This window comes from Micromonospora sp. NPDC049274, assembly GCF_040678875.1.
In the GTDB taxonomy this organism is placed as follows: Bacteria; Actinomycetota; Actinomycetes; order Mycobacteriales; family Micromonosporaceae; genus Micromonospora.
Genome location: NZ_JBFAQS010000015.1, coordinates 100444 through 119990 on the forward strand (window position 1 = coordinate 100444; position 19547 = coordinate 119990).

Below are 19547 nucleotides of genomic sequence, written 5' to 3' on the forward strand. Positions count from 1 at the left end.
CTCCTAGAGTTCCCGCACGCGGATGTTGCGGAACTCGGTCAGGTCGTTGTCACTGTGGTTCTGCAGGCCGATGAAGCCGCTGAGGAACTGCCGCAGGTCGGTCGGCGGGTCGCCGGCCCGGGAGGACTCCTTGCCCGGCGTGTTGTCGAACTCGTTGATCACCACGCCGTTGCGGATGATCGTGTAGTGCTGCCCGACCACCCGGATCTCGTAGTCGTTCCACACGTTCTTCGGCGTGACGCCGGCCTGGGCGAGCGGCACCGGGTCGAAGTTGTAGACCGAGCCGGTCTTCTGCGGCTCGCCGGTCTCCCCGTCGTAGATCTGGATCTCGTGTCCGCAGTAGATCGCCATCCAGGCCGGCGAGGTGCGGGCCGACCCGACCGTGCCGCAGCTGCCCGGCGGCCGCTGTTCCAGCGGCGTACGCAGGTCCGGGAATCGGATGAAGACGCCGGTGTTGGCGCGGCCGGTGCCCGGTGCGATGTCGCGGAACTGCACTCTCAGCGAGAAGTCGGCAAGCTCCCTGGTGTGCCAGAGCATGCCCAGGCCGCCGCTGGAGCGCAGCGCCCCGTCCGGCTGGATGCTGAACGATCCCGTCGGCGCCTGCTGCCAACCGCGCAGCGACTCGGCGGTGCCGTCGTACAGCGGCTCGTACCCGGTGCGCCCGTCCCGGCCGATGTCGGACGCGGCGGCCAGGCGGGTGAGCGTGCCCGCCTCGCGGGCGTTGAGCAGGCCGTCGTCCTGCAACGCGCCTGTCACCGCGCTCACGTGCCGGACGAAGGCGTTGTGGTCGGGCCAGGTGCTCTCGTCGTCGATCAGGTCGTTGATCGTGCAGCCCTGCCCGACCGTACGGCTGGGCACCGCGGTGTCCGTGTCGCCGAGCCACACCGTGTCCCGGGAGTCCGGCACCGCGCAGCCGACCGTGACAGTGGTCTGGACAGTCGCCGTCTCGCCGTCGGCGTACGTGACGGTGAGCTTCGCGGTGTAGACGCCGACCTTGGCGTACGTGTGGCGGGGGTCCGCCTCGGTGGACGTGGCGCCGTCGCCGAACTCCCACCGGTGGCTCACGCCGCCGGATCGGGAGCCGGTGAAGGCGACAGTCAACGGCTTGTTCTGCACGGCGACCGAGGTCGCCGCCGGCGCGGGGGTGGGCGCCCCGCCGGTGTAGGTGATCCGGATGAGCTTCTGGTTGGGGTTCAGGCTGAAGAACCCGCCTCCGTAGTCGAGCAGGTAGAGAGCGCCGTCCGGGCCGAACTTGGCGTCCATCCAGCTCTGCAGCCGGGTGTCGCCGTTGCCGCTGGGGATGATGGCGCGCAGCGACTCGGCGTACACCGGCGGAGTGGCCGTCGGCACGCCGGCGGGGTCGACGGTGACCGCGACCCGGTTGGCGGCGTTCGACTGGTCGCCGATGAACCACTTCTCGTCCCAGTACGCCGGCCACGCCACGGTGCTGGTCGGATCGACCCGGTCACGGTGGTAGGTGGGGCCGGACATGATGGCCTGCCCGCCGCCGCGCAGGTACGGCTGCGTGTAGGTGGCGTCCGCCGCGACGTACGTCGGTAGGCCGCTGCCGTCGGTGCGCTTCGGGAAGACCGGCCCGCCGCCGTCCGGTGAGTACCAGATCATGTTGTCCCGCGCAGCCGGGATGTCCACCAGTCCGGTGTTACGCGGCGAGGTGTTCTTCAGGTCGCCGCAGTCGTACCAGCCGGTCAGCACGGTCGCGTCGGTACTGCTGCGGTCGCGGTACGGCTGCCGGTTGCCCATGCAGTACGGCCAGCCCTGGTTGCCGGCCGAGGTGATGATGGTGGCGGTCTCGTACTTGGCCGGGCCCAGGGTGGGGCTGGGCGACGAGGCGTCCGGGCCGACCCAGCCGGCGGTCAGCCACTGGTGCTCCGGGTCGATCTGAAGGCGGGCGATGTTGCGCACGCCCATCACGTAGATCTCCGGGCGGGTCTTCTCGGTGCCCGGCGGGAAGAGGTTGCCCTCCGGGATGGTGTACGTGCCGTCGGCCTCTGGATGGATCCGGATGATCTTGCCGGCGAGGTCGTTGGTGTTGCCCGCCGTGCGGCGGGCGTCCTGGAACGAGATGCCCTGGTACTCCTGCGTCCAGTTGTTGCCGGAGTAGCCCTGCGACCCCTCGGAGGAATTGTTGTCGCCGGAGCCGACGTAGAGGTTGCCCTTCGCGTCGAACGCCATCCCACCGCCGGCGTGGCAGCAACTGTGGATCTGCACCGGGAACCGCAGCAGGTCCTTGCGGGTGGCCTGGTCGATGCTCTGCTTCTCGCGGTCGTAGGTGAACCGGGAGATGGTGCGCTGCCCGACCCGCTGCACCCGGTCGATCGACTCGTGCGGCATCCAGTAGACGTAGAGCCAGCCGTTGTCGGCGAACGCGGGGTCGGGCACGATGCCGAGCAGGCCCTCCTCGTTCTTCACCAACTCGGAGCCGCTGCCCCGGTTGCCCATCACCTCCAGGGTGGTCAGCAGCTTGACCTGCCTGGTCCGCGGATCCCAGGAGTGGATGGTGCCGCAGCCCAGGCCGACCTTCGGGTCGTTCCAGTCCGCGATCGGGCCGCTCGGGCAGGCCGCCTTGCCGACGTAGAAGACGGTGCCGTCCGGCGCGATGGTGAGCCCGTGCGGCTCGCCGATCTGGTCCAACTGCCCGGTCTGGTTCGCGGCGGTGAGTCGCTCCACCCTGTAGTTCGCGGCGATCGTCGCCTGGCAGTCGCCGCGTACGCGGCCTGTGGTCCAGTTCAGCGCCCCGGCCAGGTGCGCGCGGAACGCCTCCTCGCCGTAGCTGCCCTCGGTGTGACCCATGCCTGTGTAGAACGACCGGCCACCGTCGTAGTCCCGGCACCAGGACACCGGGTGGAACGGGCCGTTGGCGCCCGGTCCCGGGTCGTAGTGCCGCTCCTCGACCTGGGCGAGCGTGTGCACGCTGCCGATCGGGTTGGGGTCCCAGTTGTCCCAGCGGTCCGAGCGAGTGATCGTCAGGGGCAGCGACGCCGTGGCCGGGTGCTTCCGGTCCAGGATGTCGACCACCGCGCGATTCACGGGGGTCGGCGGCGGCGCGGTGGCCGTGCCGGTGAACAGGCGCAGGTCGGCGAGCTGGATCAGCGGCTCACCGCTGTTGGCGGTGATGTTCAGCCGGTAGCGGGTGAACTCCTGCGGCGTGGCGATGTCGAACCGGCGGGTCTGGAACCGCTCCGCGAAGGTCTGGTTGGTGCGCCGGTCCAGATCGGACCAGTTCTGGCCGTCGGTGGAGCCCTGCAGGGTCCAGTCCTTCGGGTCCCGTCCGACGAAGTCGTTTGCCGACGTCAGCGCGTACCCGGTGATCCGCTTGGGTGCGGCCAGCTGGTACGTCACCCACGCAGTCGGGGTGCGGACCAGCCACTTGGTGTTGGCGTCGCCGTCGGTCAGCTTCTCCTTGCTCTCGGTCGGCGGGTTCTCGCCGCTGGCGGTCACCGCGGCCACCGGCTCGGCGACCGGGATCGCGCCCGCCGGGCGGGCGCCGATCAGGCCTGTGAACCAGGTGGAGTCGACCTGCGCGCGGGCGGCGTCGGCGATGCCGACGAAGCCGCCGCCGGCCTTCATGTAGCCCTGCAGCGCCGACTCCTGGTCGCGGTTGAGCGCGGCGCCCGTCGCGGAGAGAAACACCACGCTGCGGTACGCGGACAGCCCGGTCTGCGTAAAAACGCCCGGGTCCGTGGTGGCTGTGACATCGATGTCATGACTGACCGCAAGCTGTCGGATGGTGTCGACGGCGCGCGACACCGGGTCCTGCTGATCGGCCACCGGCCCGTGGAACACGAGCACGGCGGTCCTGGACGGCTGTGCCGCCGGGGCGGCGGTCGCGGGTCGCGGCGCGGCCGTCGCCGCCGTGGCGGTTGCCGCGCCCGGAATCAGTGTGGCGAAGGCCGCTACCGCGGCGAGGGCTCGTCGTACGTCTCTGGTCATCCCCGTCCCCACCTTCGGTCAGCTTCCGTGCGTGTGGGTGTGGCCCTGGAACCGGTGGATCGCCTCCTCGGCGCCGGGGGGCATGCTGCCGTCGGCGTTGCGCACCAGGAAGATCCCGGCCATGCCGCCGTCGGAGTGGTTCTGCACGTGGCAGTGGTACATCCACGCGCCGGGGCCGACGCCCTCGCCGGCCAGCACCTGGAACCCGAACGAGCTGCCCGGGTTGAGGTCCTTGTTGTCGATGACCAGGCTCGGGTCGGCCGGCCCCTCCAGCATTCCGGTCCGGTTGTCCGCCCAACGGTGCGCGTGCAGGTGGAAGGTGTGGAACAGGTTGCCGTGGCCGATGGCGAGCCACTCCACCCGCTGGCCCAGGTTGGCCTCGAACATCGGCGTGTCCGGGGCCATCCGGTTGTTGATCGTCATGTCGTGGAACACGACTGTGAACTGCTTCTCCGGCAGGATGTCGCCACGGCGGCGGACGATCAGAGCCCCGTACAGGCCCTTCGCGACTCCGGCGGTGCCGTGGTCGGTGCCCATCGCGTGATCGTGGTAGTGCCAGTAGCCGGCGCTGCCCGGCATGTACCGGCGCCCCGCCGCGGCCACCATCTCGTGGGAGCGCCAGACGTACGTCCGGGTTTCGCCGGGGTTGTTGAAGGAGGCGTTGAGCGGGCTGCCGTCCGAGTCGGTGCTGTAGTCCACCCCGTGCGGGTGGATGGACAGCCGCTGGTCGGTGGTGTTGACCAGGGTGATCTCCAGGGTGTCACCCTCGTAGATCTCCAGCACCGGCCCCGGCACGGTGGCCTGGCCGGGGGCGAGGCCGTACCCGAACAGCCCGCCGGGCAACTGCTCGGCGTAGATGGTGACCTTCTTGGTCACTCCGGCGGCGGCCCGGGCCGGGCTGCCTCCGAACGCGCCACCGAGCGTGGGGGCGGACGCGCCCAACGCTCCGGCGGCGAGCGCCCCGGTCGCGATCAGTGATCGGCGGGACAGGTGGCGCTGGGAGCCAACGGCGTGATCGTCCATGGGTCTCCGTTCCCGACCGGGCGAAGACACGACGAGGGCAGGGTGCATCGACCGCCGAGCACAAGGCGGCAGCACGACTGCGGTGAGGATCGTCGCGGACTTCGCTCGGAAGACTCAGAACTTTCGATGGATGAACCCAACTTATGTAATCCATCGACGAAAGTACAGGTCTGGTTGCAGGAAGATTACCGCGAGATCACAACGTACGTCGATTGACCAGGCGTTGTGGCGTGGTCAGACGGTGTGGCGGCCGTCGGACGGCAGGCCGGGGGTCTCGGGCGGCTCCGGCGACTGGTCGGGCTGACCGAGCCGCTCCACCCGGGTCGGGTCGAGGACCCGGGCGAGGAACGCGCGGGTCCGTTCGTGCTTCGGCGCGCCCAGCACCTCCTGCGGCGGCCCCTGCTCGACCACGACGCCACCGTCCATGAACACGACCCGGTCCGCGACGTCCCGGGCGAACGCCATCTCGTGGGTGACCACCATCATCGTCATGCCGTCCTCGGCAAGCTTGCGCATGACGGTGAGCACGTCGCCGACCAGCTCCGGGTCGAGCGCCGAGGTCGGCTCGTCGAAGAGCATCAGCTTCGGCTCCATCGACAACGACCGGGCGATCGCGGCCCGCTGCTGCTGCCCGCCGGAAAGCTGCGCCGGGAACGCGTCGGCCTTGTCGCTCAGGCCGACACGCTCCAGGTTGGCCCGCGCGATCCGCTCGGCCTCGGCGCGAGGGCGCCGCAGCACCCGCCGCTGGGCCACGGTGAGGTTGTTCAGCACGGTCAGGTGCGGAAACAGGTTGAACGACTGGAACACCATGCCGATGCCCCGGCGTACAGTGTCGATCTCGACGTCCGGGTCGGTCATCTCGACGCCGTTCACCCGGATCGTGCCGGCGGTCGGCTCCTCGAGAAGGTCGACGCAGCGCAGCAGCGTCGACTTGCCGGAGCCGGACGGCCCGATCACGCAGACGACCTCACCCTGGCCGACCTCGAAGTCGATGCCCTTGAGCACCTCGAGCGCCCCGAAGGACTTGTGCAGATCGCGGATCTCGACGGCGGGACGGGACGGGGTGGTCGTCATGCGGGTCACCGGGCCTTGGCGTAGCGGAGTTCGAGGCGGCGCACCACCTGGGACAGTGGCAGGGTGATGACCAGGTACGCGAGGCCGGCCACCAGCAGCGGCGTGGCGTTCACCCGGTCGTTGAGCATGTCCCGGCCGAACTTGGTGACCTCGATGGTCGACGCCGTCACGCCCAGCACGTAGGCCAGCGACGAGTCCTTGGTGAGCAGGATGAGCTCATTCGTCAGCGGCGGGATGACGATCCGGAACGCCTGCGGGATGACGATGGTGCGCATGGCGGTGACGTGCGACATGCCGAGGGTGCGGGCCGCTTCCATCTGCCCCTTCGGCACGGCCTGGATGCCGGCCCGGATGGTCTCGGCCATGTAGGCGGCGGCGGTCAGGCCGAGACCGATGGCGATCGAGCCGAACACGCCGCCGGGAATCTCCCGCTCCGGGAAGGCGATGGGGATGCCGTACCCGACGAGGAACAGCACCAGCAGCGCCGGCAGGCCCCGGAACAGCTCGATGTACGCGGTCGCCAGCCAGCGGTACGGTGCCACCCGGGACAGCCGCATCAGCGCGAGGATGGTGCCGAACACGAGGCCGAAGGCGAACGCGCCCACCGTGTAGAGGATCGTGTTGCGCAGCGCCACTGTGATGATCGTCGGGAACATCGACTCGATGATGTCGACGCGGAAGAACGCGTCGGCCAACCGGCCCCAGTCCGCGGCGGCGAGCACCGCGACGATGATCGCGACGAAGACCAGGTACTGGATGCCGAGGGACAGTCTTTCCCGCTGGCGGCGTCGCAGCTTCACGTCGGCTCGTTGCCTTCCCGGAGTGTGTCGACGGCGAGGGCGCACAGCACGCGCGCCCTCCCCCACTGAGCTTCGATCAGGCGGTCGGCCGCTTGCCGATCCACTTCTCGTAGATCTTGTCGTACGAGCCGTCCTGCTTGGCCTTGGCCAGCGTCTCGTTGATCTTCTTGAGCAGTTCCGGGTTGCCGTCCTTCTTCACCGAGAACCCGTACTGCTCACCGGTGTCGAACTCGGCGGTCACCTGGAACCCGCCCGGGTTCTTCTTCAGGTACTCGCTCCACACCGGCAGGTCGTTGATGGCGGCCTCGACCTGGCCGTTGGCGAGCGCCTGCTGCTCGGCGGCGAGGTCCTCGAACTCGACGAGCTGCAGACCCTTTTCCTTCTCGAACTTCTTCGCGTAGTCACGGCCGGTGGTGGCCGCCTGCACGCCCACCTTCTTGCCCCGCAGGTCGTCGAGCGTCTTGTAGGTCTTGCCGCTCTTGACCAGCATCGCCTGGGTGGCGTCGAAGTACGGGTCGGAGAAGTTCATCACCTTCTGCCGTTCGGCCGTGATGGTCATGCCGGCGGCGGCCGCGTCGCACTTGCCGGTGTTCAGGTCCTGACCGGACTTGATCCCCTCGAACGGCGTGTCGATGATCGTCTGCTCGACGCCCAACTCCTTGGCCACGAGGTCCATCACGTCGACGTCGAACCCGGTGACCTTGCCACTGGCGTCCTTCGACTGGAACGGCGGGTACGGCAGGTGGGTGCAGACGGTCAGCTTGCCGGCCTGGACCAGCTTGACCCCGCTCGCCTGGACCTCGCTGTCATCCTTCTTGGCGCATCCCGCGCTCAACGCCAGAGCGGCGACCGCCGCGACGAGGCCGGCCTGACGGACTGCGCTACGGACTCTCACGAGTGTGTCCCTCCGGTGCGGCTCCCGCCGTGACGGGCAGCCAGGTTGGTGCGAAGACGGTGTGACAGGGGACGGTACCTGATTCGAGGAACGGTACCCAGACCACGCGGCGTAGCGGCAGTGCTGCGGCGACCGTCACAGTCCGTGAACCCGACAGCCGGCCACGAACGGGGCGAACCGCATTTGAGTATCCGGCGCACCTCGAACGAGTAGGCCGTCGGGTCGGCCGTCGCTGCGCCACCACAGAAGCTGATAGACGATCAGTGGTACCGCCGTCTTCGGAATGGGTGATCAGAACTGACCATCGAGCCGGGTACACCGAGGCGATCCCGGGTGGGAGGGCACGACTGAGGATGGACACCTACCCCATGACACCTCAGATGGCCTTCGCGCAGTTCGTTCGCCAGGCCGTCGACGATGCCCGCGAGGAGCACGGTTGGACCGTCGGCGACATCGCGCACCACACCGGCGTCAGCCGCTCGACGCTGTTCCGCTGGCTCGCCGGTGACTGGCAGCGCTACCCCGAGCTGGCGAAGGTCCGTAGCCTCTGCTCCACCCTCGGCCTCTCCATCGCCGCCGCGATCCGGCCGCTCGCGATGCCGAACGCCGCCGTGACGCCCCGGGCGCTGGCGGAGGTCGAGGCGGACATCGGCACCATCCGCCGGCGGTTGCTCGACGACACGGTCCCCGCCGCGGACAAGCGCCAGATCCGGGAGCTTCTCCGCCGCCTCGCGGGCCGGGATCTACCGGTCGAGGCGGCGTCGCCGTCCACGACCGGTTCCCGCGCCACCTCGCCCTCCCCGTCGCAGGCCGGAGCGTCGCGCCGGTAGCCCGACCGGCCCGGCCTCAGCGCGCGGCGCGGCCCGGCCGGCCCGGGCCGGTGCCGGAGCGTCGGGAACCGATGCGGGGCGCCCGCACCACCGGGGAACCGCCGGCCCCGGGGCGGAAGTCCCGTGCCGCGGCGGCCACCATCTCGTCGGGGTCGCCCTCGAGCGTCTGCCGGACGTGCGACGGAATGATCTCGGACGTGGCCATCGCCAGCCGGACCTGCACCGAACGATCGTCGACCAGGCCCGCGAGATCCTCCTCGCCCAGCTCCAGGGTGCGGACCAGCGCGGCCCGCACGTCGACAGCCGGGTCGGTGGCCAGGGCGCTGCGCTGCGCGGCGGTGGTCCGCGGGTTGCGGGCGAGCCCCTTGCGGACGCGGACGGTTCGGTCGGCCAGCAGGGCGACGATGACGTCGGGATCGTGGGTGTGGGTGGCGAGCCGTTCGCGTACCTCGGGTGAGACGTCGTCGACCAGCCGGGCGGCCAGCTCGGGCTCCAGGTCGCGGCTCTCGGCGAGCAGGCCCCGCAGCTCCTTGTCGGGTGCGGCCGCCATCACCCGGCGAACAGACTCGTCGCAGGCCGGGTTGCCGGCGACGGCCCAACGGACCCATCGGTCCGCGTCCTTGACCAGGCGCAGGAGATTGCCGACCGAGGTCGCGGGATTGCGCGCCACGGCCTCCCGGACGTGACGATCATGGTCGCGGGTCAACGACCGCAGCGCCTGCGCGGGCGCGTCCGGCCGCGCCGCGACCGCCTTGCGGACCGCGACCGACGCGTCGGACGCCAGGTCGATGAGGGTCATCTGTGGCGTTGTGGGGTCGTGTGCGACGGCGAGCCGCGCGTCCGCCCCATCACCGGTCGGACGGTCGGCAGTGGTTTCCAACCCGTTGTCCCGGTCGGCCCCGCCGACGTGCTGCTGCTTGCCCATGGGCGCAATCATGGCACGTGGCGAATCGGGCCCCCCGCGGCGAGCGCCCGCGCCGCCCCTGGTCCGCGCGCCGCCGGTTACTGGTGGCGCGGGGCCACCAGACCCGACTCGTACGCGACGACAACGAGTTGGGCGCGGTCGCGGACGTGCAGCTTGCCCATGGCCCGGTTGATGTGGGTCTTGGCGGTCAGCGGGCTGATCACCATGCGCGCGGCGATCTCGTCGTTCGACAGGCCCTGGGCGACGAGGACGACGGCTTCGCGTTCCCGGGTGGTCAAATCCCGCAGGCCGGTCGGCGCCCGCAGGTGGCGCGGCTCGGCGACGTACCTGTCGATGAGCCGGCGGGTGATCGACGGTGCGAGCAGCGCGTCACCTCGCGCGGCGACGCGTACGGCGTGCAGGAAGTCCTCCGGCTCGATGTCCTTCACGAGGAACCCGGCGGCGCCGGCGCGCAGCGCGTGGAAGACGTGTTCGTCGAGGCCGTAGTTGGTCAGGATGACGACGTGCACCCCGGCCAGGGCCGGGTCGGCGGCGATGAGTCGGGTCGCCTCGATGCCGTCCAGCACCGGCATCTGGATGTCGATGAGCGCGATGTCGGGCAGGTGACGCCGGGCGAGGGCCACTCCCTCACGACCGTCGGCGGCCTCGGCCACCACCTCGATGTCGTCCTCGATGTCGAGGAGCGCGCGGAAGCCACTGCGCAGGAGCGCCTGGTCGTCGACCAGCAGGACGCGGATCACGCGGGCGGGCCGACGGGGAGTTCCGCGTGGACGGTGAAGCCGCCCTCGTCGCGTGGCGCCGCGTGGAGGCGGCCGCCCAGGGCGGTGACCCGTTCGCGCATACCGAGCAGCCCGACTCCGGGCGTCGGCGCGGTGGCCAGCGTGGCCGTACCGTCGTCGTCGACGCGGATCGCGAGGGCGTCCGGCCGGTAGTCGACGCGGACCGACGCCGTGGCCGCGGCGGCGTGCCGGGCCACGTTGGTCAGGGACTCCTGCACGATCCGGTAGGCGGTCCGGTCCACGGCGACGGGCACCGCCTGTCGTTCGCCCTCGACAGTCAACGTCGTGTCCAGCCCGGCCAGCCGGGCCCGCTCCACCAGCTCGGGCAGGTGGTCGAGGCCGCGCGGCGGGTTCCTGCCGTCGTCGCGCAGGGCCTCCAGGGTCGCGCGCAACTCCCGGCTCGCCTCACGGCCGGCCTCCCGGATCGCCAGCAGCGCCTCCGGTACCGCCTCGCCACGCCGGCGGGCCAGGTGGACGGCCACCTCGGCCTGCACCTTGATGATCGAGATCTGGTGGGTGAGGGAGTCGTGCAGCTCCCGCGCGATGTGCAGCCGCTCCTCGTCGGCGCGGCGTCGCGCGGTCTCCTCCCGGGTGCGCTCGGCCTCGTCCGCCCGCCGCTCGGCCTGCCGCAACGCCTCACCCGCGGCACCGGCGGCGATCAGCCAGGCCACCTCGAGCGCGCCTCGGGCCCGGGCGAACGCCTCCCCCGGGGGCAGGTCCTGCGGCGGGGCGAGAGCGGTGAGGGGAAGGGCTACGAGCATCAGCACGGCGGCGACGACGGTGACGACGCGATGGCCCGCCCGCACGCCTGTGTACACAGCGAACAGGAAGGCGACGGCCGGCACGTCGAATCCGACCGCCTGGTAGCCCACCGCGCACAGCCCGGTGACGGCCAGGACGGCGACGGGCGCCCGGCGACGCGCCGCCAGCGCCAGACCGCTGGTCGCCAGCAGCGGATAACCCAGCAGCTCGCTGTCGATCGTGGAGTGGTCCGCGGACAGCCCGGCGACCAGCAGCACCGCCGCCACACCGACGGCGATCGCCCAGTCCCGCACACCGGCACGCCCTGTGCTCATGCGCGCACCCTAGCCCGATGCGCGGTGCGGGCGACTCCTGCGCACGAACGACAGGCGCCTACCGCGTCCGCGGTAGGCCGGCGGCGCCTGCGCCGTGCGTGGCAGTCGGCTACGCCGGTGGCGGCAGCGGGAAGAGCCTCCATTCGCCGGACGACCGGCGATCGAATCGGCGACAGGATCGAGCACAACCACCGAGACGTACGACGAAGGAGAAGCACATGTTCGCGTCGAGAAACCTGAAGCCGGCCCGTCTGCTGTGCACCGCTGCCGCGTCCGCCCTGCTGGGAGGATTCGGTCTCGCCGCGCCGGCCGCCGCGTACACCTCGTCCACGCCGTTGGCGGCAAGCGTCACCACCATGAGCGCCGGCCGACTCGGGGCGAGCGTGGCCTCCCTGCTGGGCCTGGCCGGGGTGATCGTCGGCGCGTGGGCCCTGGCCCGCCCCACGAGTCGCGTCGGCACCGGCAGCGGGCTGCTCGGCGCGACAGTGGCGTTGGCGGCGGGGCTGGTCGGCGTGGCCCTCGGCGCGCTGGTGGTGGCGACCTCCGACGGCGGCATCGGCACCGGCAACGGGCTCGGCGGGGCGTACGTGGCCCTCGTGGTGGGGTTGGCCGCCCTGGGCCTCGGCGGGCTGGCGCTGAGCCGCACCCGCAACTGAGGCGGGGTCAGCGGCCGAACGCCAGGTAGAGCCCCAGGCCGAAGTTCACGACCAGCACTATGGCACCGACGACGGCGACCCAGCGCTGCCACCTCGTCCACCGCATCGTAGTGCGGGAATCGAAGATGCCCGCCTCCTCTATCCGGACGGCAGCGATCTTGTCCCGCTCCACGGCGTCCCGACGCCCCGAGGCCACGTTCGCGCTCAGGAGGGAGGCGTTGGCGCGAAGCTCCTCGGTGAGAGCCTGCAACGCCTGCGTCATCGAGTCGATCGAACCGTTGATGTGGCGCAGATGCTCGTCGTGGCCCTGCAGACGCTGCTCGATCCGCCCTGCCCCCACACCGCGTTCGTACGCGGAGGACGGGCTCTCGCTGCTCTCCGTCACGGTCGTCCCGTCCCATGCGGTAGTGGGACGCCCGGAATCCGAGTCGGCCGGTACGGGGTCGTGCTGCCTCTGCGATGCACGGTCGGTACCTCCTACTGGACAGGACAGCGCCGACCGGATCGCCTGCCCCACTGTCGACGGCGCCACGGCTCCCACTCGGCGGACTCCCGGGTTTGTCTCCGCCGTCGCCTCCGTGCACCTAGTCGTACCATTCGCGGGGCGAGAAATCACCTGCTGAAATCCGACAAAGCCGCAGGTCAGAGCCCATGAACCCTGACCTGCGGCAGCCACTCGTCGTCAGCCGCGCCGGGCACCTGCCATGCGGAAGCCCAGGATCACGACCGCACCGACCGCCAGGTGCATCAGCACGAGGGCGACAGTGGTGCCGGCCGCCGCGTCGACCAGGGATGCCGGCACGAGCGACAGCGCGAGCACGGCGACGGCGATTCCGGTCCAGATGGTCGTGGCGCGCGCCGAGACCCGCTCGAGCACCGCGAGCAGGCCCCAACCGAGCAGGGCGGCGAGCGCGGACGTCACGATCACGGCGAGCACCGTGACGTCCTGGGGGCCGGCGCCCTGGTCGACGGTGAGCGGCGCGCCGGCGACGGTGGCGATCAGCCACACGACCACGGCGGCGAGCACGGCGACCACGAGGGCGACGGACCTGTAGCGCACCCGCGACGCACCGACGTCGGAGCGGGGGGTTGAGGCTTCCGTGGACATGAGACGACTCCTTTGTGGAGGAGAGAGGCTGTCGAGATCGAACCGTATCAGAAGGTTCCGATCTTTACTATCTCGTTCTTAACTTCCTGACAGGCGGGGAGATGCTCCGCTGCGAGATAGTTCGAGTCACGGACTAGTTGCTAGGCTGCCGTCATGACGACCGGCACCTCCGGCCCCGACGGCGCGACGCCCGACCTGATGTTCCTGATGTCCTGGGCCACCCACGCGCTGGCACAGGAGCACGCCGCCGCCCTCTCCGACCTGGGCATCTCGACGCGGGCCTACTGCGTGCTCGATCGCGGCCGCACCGGCGAGTTCACCCAGAGCCAGCTCGGCGACATGTGCGGCATCGACAAGACGACGATGGTCGTCACCCTCGACGAGCTCGAACGTGCCGGCCTGGTCGAACGCCGCACCTCGACGACCGACAGACGTGCCCGCATCGTCACCGTCACGCCCGAGGGCGAGCGGCTGGTCGCCGAGGCCCGACGGATCGTCGCGCGGCTGCAGGGCGACATCCTCGACGCGGTCCCGTCGCGCGACCGGAGGATCTTCCTGGACGTGCTCGGTCGACTCGTCGACGGCCGGCTGTCGACGTTCGTGCAGACCGACCGTCCGGCCCGTCGGCGGTCCTCCCGGGCAGCCTGACCCCCACTGCGCCGACCGGCCGGCTCGGCCGCCCGGCGTGACTAGACTCGCAGGTGGCGTCGAGCGGGGGAGCATGTCCAGGTGAGTTCGGACCAGCTCCTCGTCACACTGGACCGGGGCAGTTCGGTGCCGTTGCAGCAGCAGCTCTGCGACCAGATCAGCGGGTCCGTGCGGGCCGGCCGGCTGCGCCCCGGCGACACGGTGCCGCCCAGCCGCGAGCTGGCGCACCAGCTCGGGGTCTCCCGGACGGTGGTCACCCGGGCGTACGAGCTGCTGCGGGCCAACGGGGTCCTCACCTCGCGACGCGGTTCCGGCACACGGGTCAGCGCCGCCCTCACCGACGCGCCGCCGCCGGCCCAGCGCGCCGCCCGCGCGCATCTGCGGCCCGAACCCCCACTGCCCACCGACGCCGGCAGTCCGCTGTGGAAGCCGTGGGAACCGGCCCCGATGAACCGGCCGGACGGGACGTACGACTTCCGGCACGGCACCCCGGCGCTGGCCAGCTTCCCGGTGGCCCGGTGGCGGCAGTCGCTCGCCGACGCGGTGAGCCGGGCCGACGCCGTGGCCCTGGGCTACGGGCCGGCCGAGGGCGCGCCGGCGTTGCGTGCCCAGATCACCGCGCTGCTGCGGCGCAGTCGCGCGCTGGACGCAACCCGGGAGAACACGGTGGTGACCAGCGGCGCCACCCAGGCCATGGACATCCTGGTCCGGCTGCTCGTCGGCCCCGACGACGTGGTGGTCATCGAGGACCCGAGCCACACCGTGCTGCGGCAGATCTTCGGCTACTCGCGGGCCGCGGTGGTGCCGGTCGGCGTCGACGACGAGGGTTTGCGGGTTGACGAGATCGAGTGCCGGGTCCGCGCGCACGGCCTCGACCCGGCCCGGGTACGCCTGGTCTACGTCACCCCGTCGCACCAGTTCCCGACCGGATTCATCATGTCCGAGCGGCGGCGGCGAGCGCTGCTGCGCTGGGCCCGCGAACACGGCGCCACGGTGCTGGAGGACGACTACCACAACGAGTTCACCTTCGCGCAGGAGCGGTTGCCGTCGCTCGCCGCCGACCCGCAGGACGCGGACGTGGTCTACGTCGGCAGCTTCAGCAAGACCCTCTTCCCCTCGCTGCGCATCGGGTACGCGGTGTTGCCGCCGCACCTCGTCCGGTCGTTCCTGGGCGTCAAGTGGATCACCGACCGGTTGACCCCGACGCTGACCCAGGAGGCGCTGGCCGAGTTCATCTCCTCCGGCGCGTACGCCCGGCACATCGGCCGGATGGACCGCCTCTACCGGCAGCGACGCGCCCGGCTGCTGGAGGCGCTGTACGAGCACTTCGGCGCGGGGGTACAGATCTCCGGCACGGCGGCCGGGCTGCACGTGCTGGTGACCCTGGGCGGCGCGCCCGACGTCGGCGAGGCCGAGATCGTGCGCGCCGCCGCCGCGCGGGGCGTACGGGTCTATCCGGCCTCGGGCTACTTCGTCACCCGCCCGCCGATCGAGCCGACGTTCCTGATCGGGTACGCGGCGCTGCCCACCGCCCGGATCACCGAGGGAGTGGCGCTGCTGGCCGCGGCGGTGCGGGACGTGACGGCTCGGTGAAGCGAGGCCTGTGGAACCGGGCATGCTGGGCGTACGGGACGGTGCAGTCGAAGACGGCCTTCGCCGTACGTCCGTCGGCCGACAGCGACGGGGAGTAGCCGGTGTGCTGGCTCGGGTCGAGTGGGAAGCCCTCCCGGTCCGGCAGCACGAGCAGGTCCTGGTCGGCCTGGAAGCGGGTGACCATCGCCCACCACAGGTCCTGGTCGGATTCGATGTCGACGTCCTCGCCCACGCACAGCACCAGCTTGGCCATCCGGAACTGCTCCAGCACCGCCTCGGCGGCGGCGCGTACCGCGAGGTCGTCCTCCGGGCCGCGCTTGGCCGGCCACTGGAGCACCACCATGAGCTGGCCACCGCCCGCGGTGTGGCAGTGCGCCGCCAGGGCCGGCGTCCCCCGACGACGCAGCAGGTCCAGCACCGCGGCCTCCATCCCGAAGCCGAGCAGCACCGACTGTTCGTGCCCGGGCCCGGAGACGGCCTGCAGGATCGGGCTCTCCCGGGCGGTGATCGCGGTGACCTGGATCAGCGGCAACGAGGGGTGCGCCCGACCCTGGTAGCCGAGGAACTCCGGCGTGGCCACCGAGCCGTGCGCGCTCTCCGGCACCCGGTCGGCCCGCAACTCGCCCTCGATGACGTACTCGGCGTGCGCGATGAACTCGGCGTCCACGGTGGCACAGGGCAGCAGTTCCACCGGCTGACCGGCGAGCGCGCCGGCCACCGCCAGCTCGTCGACCTCGGGCGGGACCAGCGAGGTGGGGCAGCAGGAGGACAGCAGCACCGCCGGGCTCAGCCCGAGGTGGATCGCGATCGGTAGCGGGCGCCCCCGGCGCAGAGCGGCCTGGTGCGCGAGCTCCAGGTCCCGTCCGGGCACCATCCAGATGGTCAGCGTGTCGGGCCCCTGCACGCACATCCGGTGCACGGACAGGTTGCGGACCCCGGTGTCCGGGTCGGTGGCGAGCACCGCGCCGAGGGTCAGGTAGGGCCCGGCGTCCTCGTCGGTGAGCACCGGCACCGGCAGCGCCGTCAGGTCCACCGGCAGCGTCTCGCGCGGCCAGCGGGACGCATCGGGGGCGGGCACCGGCGGGCGGGGGGCGGCCACCGCGTCGAGCAGCCGGTGCGGCAGCTCGGCCGGCGTGCAGCCGAGCAGGCCGGCGGCGCGTCGGCGGGTGCCGTAGAGGCCCATCAGCACCGCCCGGGTCGAGCCGTGGTCGGGGCGTACCCGGTCGAACAGCACCGCCGGTCCGGCGCCGGTGGGCGGGGCGGCCGGCGCGCCCGCCCAGCGGGCGTAGTGCGCGGAGACGCCGTAGCGGGCGGGTAGCTCCGTGGCGACGCGGACCAGCTCGCCCGGTAGCGGGTCGAGGCTGGCCAGGGCGTGCCGCAGGTCCACGGGCGGGCGGTGGCTCATCACTTCTCCGCCACTGGCCCGGCGGCGCGGCGGGCCCGCAGCATGTCGAGCTGCATCCGGGTCAGCTCGTCGATGAGCGCACGGTAGGTGCCGACCGCGACCTCGGGCGGAATGCCCTGCCGGGACGCCAGGTCGTGCACCCGGCCGAGCACCTGCCGTGCCCGCTCGGGTGACCGGACGGTCGCCTCGTCCGTCTTGTGGGCGGTCAACTCCTGCACCACCCGGGTCCGCTCGGCCAGCAGGGCGACGATGCGCTTGTCGAGCGCGTCGATGGCGACCCGCAGCTCGGCGATCCGGGCCGGGCCGTCGGCGCCGCCGGCCGGCGAGGAGCCGGCCGGCGGCGCGATCAGGTGCTCGTCGCTCACGGCTGCGGGACCTCGTCGATGACGAAGACGACCGTGGGCTCGGCGTCGCTGCCCTGGGACCGGTGCTCCTCGTCGTCGGGGATGACGAAGCCCATGCCGGGTCGGCACGGCACCGACCGGTCCCGGAAGTGGATGGTGAACTCGCCCTGCAGGACGTAGCCGGTGTGCCCGCGCAGGCACCAGTGGTGCTCGTCGAAGCCCGGCGGCAACTCCAGCAGGCGCAGGCGCTGACCCCCGACGTACGAGATCTTGACGCGCCCCTCGGCGCCCGGCTTGTCCCACCTCTCCCACTCGGTGGCCGGGAAGTCGATGCCGACCGGCGCGGCGACCTGCTCAGTGGACATTCTCGATATCTCCTCTGGTGTGGGCGGGTTCGGCGCGGCGGGGCCGCGGAACGCGTTCGTTGCGGTCGCGGCGCGGGAGGACCGGCCCACCGTCGACCCGCTGGTGCTGCTTGAGCAGCTGCACCATGTCGAGCATCCGGTGCACCATCCGCTCCAGCGCGTCGACGCCCTCGACGTCGGTGAGGCCGGGAGCGCCCGTGGTGTTGCGCAACAGGACGGGGAACCCGCTGCCCACCAGGATCATCCGGTTGAGCAGCAGGTTGTTGACGATCTGGTTGTGCACCGAGGAGTCGCTGTATCGACGCCCGGTCACGATGATGCCGCCGACCTTGTCGGCCAGCGGCCGGGTGAAACGCAGGTAGCCGACGCCCGCCCGCTCGATGAAGACCTGCATGAGGTGGGCGAGGCCGAAGCCGTGCACCGGAGCCGCGTAGATCAGCCCGTCGGCGCTGGCCATCTGCTCCACCAGGGCGGGGACGTCGTCGTCCACCTGGCAGGGCAGCGTACGGCTGTTGCAGTCGCCGCACGGGCTGCACGGCGAGATGCGGTGCTCCCGTAGGGCGATGGTGCGCAGTATCGCGCCGCGCTCGGCGATCAGCTTGCCCGCGTACGCGACGGCGTGGTCGGTGTTGCCACCGGCCCGCTCCGATCCGTTGATGGCGAGGATGGTCGCTGCTTCGCTGTGCAATGGCACCCCCGGTGCTCGTCTCCGCAGGGGGTGGACGCCGTGGTGGCGCCCACCCCCGGCGAGGTCAGTCCGTCAGTTTTCCGGCGAAGTAGTCGATGTAGGCCTGCATGTCGAAGTGGCCGTGCCCGGAGAGGGAGAAGACGATCGCCTTCGACTCGCCCGTCTCCCGGCAGCGCAGCGCCTCGTCCACCGCCACCCGGACGGCGTGGGTGGACTCGGGCGCCGGCACGATCCCCTCGCTGCGGGCGAACAGCACGCCGGCCTCGAAGCAGGCGGTCTGCGGCACCGCCCGCGCCTCGATGAGGTCGATGTCCCGCAGTGCGCTGACGATCGGGGCCATGCCGTGGTAGCGCAGACCACCGGCGTGGATCGCCGGCGGGTGGAAGTCGTGGCCCAGGGTGTGCATCTTGGCCAGCGGGGTGAGCCCGGCGGTGTCGCCGAAGTCGTAGTCGTAGCTGCCCTGGGTCAGCGACGGGCAGGAGGCCGGCTCCACCGCGATGAACCGCACGGTCGGGCCACCGCCCAACTGGCGTCGCACGAACGGCAGGGCCAGTCCGGCGAAGTTGGAGCCGCCGCCGGCCGCGCCGACCACGATGTCCGGGTAGTCGTCGGCCATCGCGAGCTGGAGCAGCGCCTCCTGCCCGATGATCGTCTGGTGCATCAGCACCAGGTTGAGCACCGAGCCGAGGGCGTACTTGGCGGCGCCGCCGCTGGACATCGCCGCCTCCACCGCCTCGGAGATGGCCAGGCCGAGGCTGCCGGTGGAGTCCGGGTCGGCGGCGAGGGCCGCCCGGCCCGCTTCGGTACGGTCGCTCGGGCTCGCGGTGACCGACGCGCCGAACGTCTCCATCAGCCCCCGGCGGTACGGCTTCTGGTCGTAGCTGATCCGCACCATGAAGACCTCGCACTCGAGGCCGAAGTACGCGCACGCCATCGAGAGCGAGCTGCCCCACTGGCCGGCGCCGGTCTCGGTGGTGAGCCGCTGCACGCCGTCGAGCTTGCTGTAGTACGCCTGCGGCACGGCGGTGTTCGGCTTGTGGCTGCCGGCGGGGCTGACCCCCTCGTACTTGAAGTAGATCCGGGCCGGCGTGTCGAGGGCCTGCTCCAGGCGACGGGCGCGCACGAGCGGACTGGGCCGCCACTGCCGGTAGATGTCGAGCACCGGGCCGGGGATGTCCACGTCCCGCTCGGTGGTGAACTCCTGCTCGATCATGCCGGTGGCGAAGAGGGGTTCGAGGTCCGCCGCGGTGATGGGTTCCCGGGTGCCGGGGTGCAGCATCGGGGGCAGCCCCTTGGGCAGGTCGGGAACCACGTTGTACCAGGTCGTCGGAATGTCACTCTCGGGCAGCACGAACTTCGTCGCGGTCATGGCCTCTTCCGATGCGGG

18 protein-coding genes and 1 pseudogene are annotated in these 19547 nt (G+C 71.4%); 4 read left to right on the plus strand and 15 right to left on the minus strand.

What is annotated here, in order from left to right:
* Nucleotides 1-3: 3 nt before the first annotated feature.
* The 5 genes from AB0K10_RS25110 to AB0K10_RS25130 all read right to left on the minus strand — a co-directional run bounded on the left by AB0K10_RS25110 (nt 4) and on the right by AB0K10_RS25130 (nt 7743).
* Nucleotides 4-3951, minus strand: a complete 3948-nt coding sequence (locus AB0K10_RS25110; RefSeq protein ID WP_363687276.1) for a ThuA domain-containing protein — start codon at nt 3949-3951, stop codon at nt 4-6.
* 18 nt (nt 3952-3969) lie between these two features.
* Nucleotides 3970-4974: a multicopper oxidase domain-containing protein gene (locus tag AB0K10_RS25115; RefSeq protein ID WP_363687278.1), complete on the minus strand. Its 1005-nt coding sequence runs from the start codon at nt 4972-4974 to the stop codon at nt 3970-3972.
* A 234-nt stretch (nt 4975-5208) separates the two neighbouring features.
* Nucleotides 5209-6048 carry an amino acid ABC transporter ATP-binding protein gene (locus AB0K10_RS25120; RefSeq protein ID WP_363687280.1) on the minus strand — a complete coding sequence of 280 codons (840 nt, stop codon included), beginning with the start codon at nt 6046-6048 and terminating at the stop codon, nt 5209-5211.
* A 5-nt stretch (nt 6049-6053) separates the two neighbouring features.
* Nucleotides 6054-6848 carry an amino acid ABC transporter permease gene (locus AB0K10_RS25125; protein ID WP_266241319.1) on the minus strand — a complete coding sequence of 265 codons (795 nt, stop codon included), beginning with the start codon at nt 6846-6848 and terminating at the stop codon, nt 6054-6056.
* 76 nt (nt 6849-6924) lie between these two features.
* Entirely contained in the window at nt 6925-7743 is an 819-nt protein-coding gene (locus AB0K10_RS25130; RefSeq protein ID WP_363687282.1) for a basic amino acid ABC transporter substrate-binding protein, read from the minus strand.
* Between the two features lie 353 nt (nt 7744-8096).
* Between AB0K10_RS25130 and AB0K10_RS25135 the strand changes: the two are divergent.
* Nucleotides 8097-8483, plus strand: a pseudogene (locus AB0K10_RS25135) (helix-turn-helix domain-containing protein); the annotation flags it as partial.
* A 106-nt stretch (nt 8484-8589) separates the two neighbouring features.
* Here AB0K10_RS25135 and AB0K10_RS25140 read toward each other — a convergent pair.
* The 3 genes from AB0K10_RS25140 to AB0K10_RS25150 all read right to left on the minus strand — a co-directional run bounded on the left by AB0K10_RS25140 (nt 8590) and on the right by AB0K10_RS25150 (nt 11353).
* Nucleotides 8590-9498, minus strand: coding sequence for a hypothetical protein (locus tag AB0K10_RS25140; protein ID WP_363687284.1), 909 nt, complete (start codon nt 9496-9498; stop codon nt 8590-8592).
* A gap of 77 nt (nt 9499-9575) precedes the next feature.
* Entirely contained in the window at nt 9576-10238 is a 663-nt protein-coding gene (locus AB0K10_RS25145; protein WP_363687286.1) for a response regulator transcription factor, read from the minus strand.
* Nucleotides 10235-11353 (minus strand): histidine kinase, encoded by a 1119-nt coding sequence (locus AB0K10_RS25150; protein ID WP_363687288.1) that lies wholly within the window; start codon nt 11351-11353, stop codon nt 10235-10237. Before AB0K10_RS25150 ends, AB0K10_RS25145 begins: the two co-directional genes overlap by 4 nt.
* Before the next feature lie 218 nt (nt 11354-11571).
* Between AB0K10_RS25150 and AB0K10_RS25155 the strand changes: the two genes are divergently transcribed.
* Complete coding sequence (locus tag AB0K10_RS25155) at nt 11572-12009, plus strand: DUF6223 family protein (RefSeq protein ID WP_363687290.1); 438 nt, start codon at nt 11572-11574, stop codon at nt 12007-12009.
* 7 nt (nt 12010-12016) lie between these two features.
* On the opposite strand, the gene AB0K10_RS25160 is transcribed toward AB0K10_RS25155, so the two are convergent.
* The gene (locus AB0K10_RS25160) at nt 12017-12394 is read right to left on the minus strand and encodes a hypothetical protein (protein WP_363687292.1); all 378 of its coding nucleotides are present in this window, start codon (nt 12392-12394) and stop codon (nt 12017-12019) included.
* A gap of 297 nt (nt 12395-12691) precedes the next feature.
* A complete protein-coding gene (locus tag AB0K10_RS25165; RefSeq protein WP_363687294.1) occupies nt 12692-13117 on the minus strand; it encodes a DUF6069 family protein in 426 nt (141 codons plus the stop codon).
* Between the two features lie 153 nt (nt 13118-13270).
* Here AB0K10_RS25165 and AB0K10_RS25170 point away from each other — a divergent pair, with 153 nt between their 5' ends.
* Together AB0K10_RS25170 and AB0K10_RS25175 are read left to right on the plus strand one after the other, a co-directional pair.
* On the plus strand, nt 13271-13765 hold the full coding sequence (locus tag AB0K10_RS25170; RefSeq protein WP_363687296.1) for a MarR family transcriptional regulator: 495 nt from the start codon (nt 13271-13273) through the stop codon (nt 13763-13765).
* Between the two features lie 81 nt (nt 13766-13846).
* Nucleotides 13847-15358, plus strand: coding sequence for a PLP-dependent aminotransferase family protein (locus AB0K10_RS25175; protein ID WP_363687298.1), 1512 nt, complete (start codon nt 13847-13849; stop codon nt 15356-15358).
* On the opposite strand, the gene AB0K10_RS25180 is transcribed toward AB0K10_RS25175, so the two are convergent.
* The 5 genes from AB0K10_RS25180 to AB0K10_RS25200 are packed head-to-tail and all read right to left on the minus strand — an operon-like array spanning nt 15303 to nt 19529.
* The gene (locus AB0K10_RS25180) at nt 15303-16763 is read right to left on the minus strand and encodes a UbiD family decarboxylase (protein ID WP_363687300.1); all 1461 of its coding nucleotides are present in this window, start codon (nt 16761-16763) and stop codon (nt 15303-15305) included. The genes AB0K10_RS25175 and AB0K10_RS25180 overlap by 56 nt on opposite strands.
* Complete coding sequence (locus AB0K10_RS25185; RefSeq protein ID WP_363687301.1) at nt 16763-17128, minus strand: chorismate mutase; 366 nt, start codon at nt 17126-17128, stop codon at nt 16763-16765. Before AB0K10_RS25185 ends, AB0K10_RS25180 begins: the two co-directional genes overlap by 1 nt.
* Entirely contained in the window at nt 17125-17472 is a 348-nt protein-coding gene (locus AB0K10_RS25190; protein ID WP_363687303.1) for a cupin domain-containing protein, read from the minus strand. Before AB0K10_RS25190 ends, AB0K10_RS25185 begins: the two co-directional genes overlap by 4 nt.
* On the minus strand, nt 17462-18166 hold the full coding sequence (locus tag AB0K10_RS25195) for a flavodoxin family protein (RefSeq protein WP_363687305.1): 705 nt from the start codon (nt 18164-18166) through the stop codon (nt 17462-17464). Before AB0K10_RS25195 ends, AB0K10_RS25190 begins: the two co-directional genes overlap by 11 nt.
* A 58-nt stretch (nt 18167-18224) precedes the next feature.
* Complete coding sequence (locus tag AB0K10_RS25200) at nt 18225-19529, minus strand: TrpB-like pyridoxal phosphate-dependent enzyme (RefSeq protein ID WP_363687307.1); 1305 nt, start codon at nt 19527-19529, stop codon at nt 18225-18227.
* Nucleotides 19530-19547 lie beyond the last annotated feature (18 nt).

Coding starts and splice junctions, on each gene's coding strand:
- AB0K10_RS25110 (WP_363687276.1), bottom strand. CDS start 3,951: ATGACCAGAGACGTACGACGAGCCCTCGCCGCGGTAGCGGCCTTCGCC.
- AB0K10_RS25115 (WP_363687278.1), bottom strand. CDS start 4,974: ATGGACGATCACGCCGTTGGCTCCCAGCGCCACCTGTCCCGCCGATCA.
- AB0K10_RS25120 (WP_363687280.1), bottom strand. CDS start 6,048: ATGACGACCACCCCGTCCCGTCCCGCCGTCGAGATCCGCGATCTGCAC.
- AB0K10_RS25140 (WP_363687284.1), bottom strand. CDS start 9,498: ATGGGCAAGCAGCAGCACGTCGGCGGGGCCGACCGGGACAACGGGTTG.
- AB0K10_RS25150 (WP_363687288.1), bottom strand. CDS start 11,353: ATGAGCACAGGGCGTGCCGGTGTGCGGGACTGGGCGATCGCCGTCGGT.
- AB0K10_RS25155 (WP_363687290.1), top strand. CDS start 11,572: ATGTTCGCGTCGAGAAACCTGAAGCCGGCCCGTCTGCTGTGCACCGCT.
- AB0K10_RS25165 (WP_363687294.1), bottom strand. CDS start 13,117: ATGTCCACGGAAGCCTCAACCCCCCGCTCCGACGTCGGTGCGTCGCGG.
- AB0K10_RS25170 (WP_363687296.1), top strand. CDS start 13,271: ATGACGACCGGCACCTCCGGCCCCGACGGCGCGACGCCCGACCTGATG.
- AB0K10_RS25180 (WP_363687300.1), bottom strand. CDS start 16,763: ATGAGCCACCGCCCGCCCGTGGACCTGCGGCACGCCCTGGCCAGCCTC.
- AB0K10_RS25190 (WP_363687303.1), bottom strand. CDS start 17,472: ATGTCCACTGAGCAGGTCGCCGCGCCGGTCGGCATCGACTTCCCGGCC.
- AB0K10_RS25200 (WP_363687307.1), bottom strand. CDS start 19,529: ATGACCGCGACGAAGTTCGTGCTGCCCGAGAGTGACATTCCGACGACC.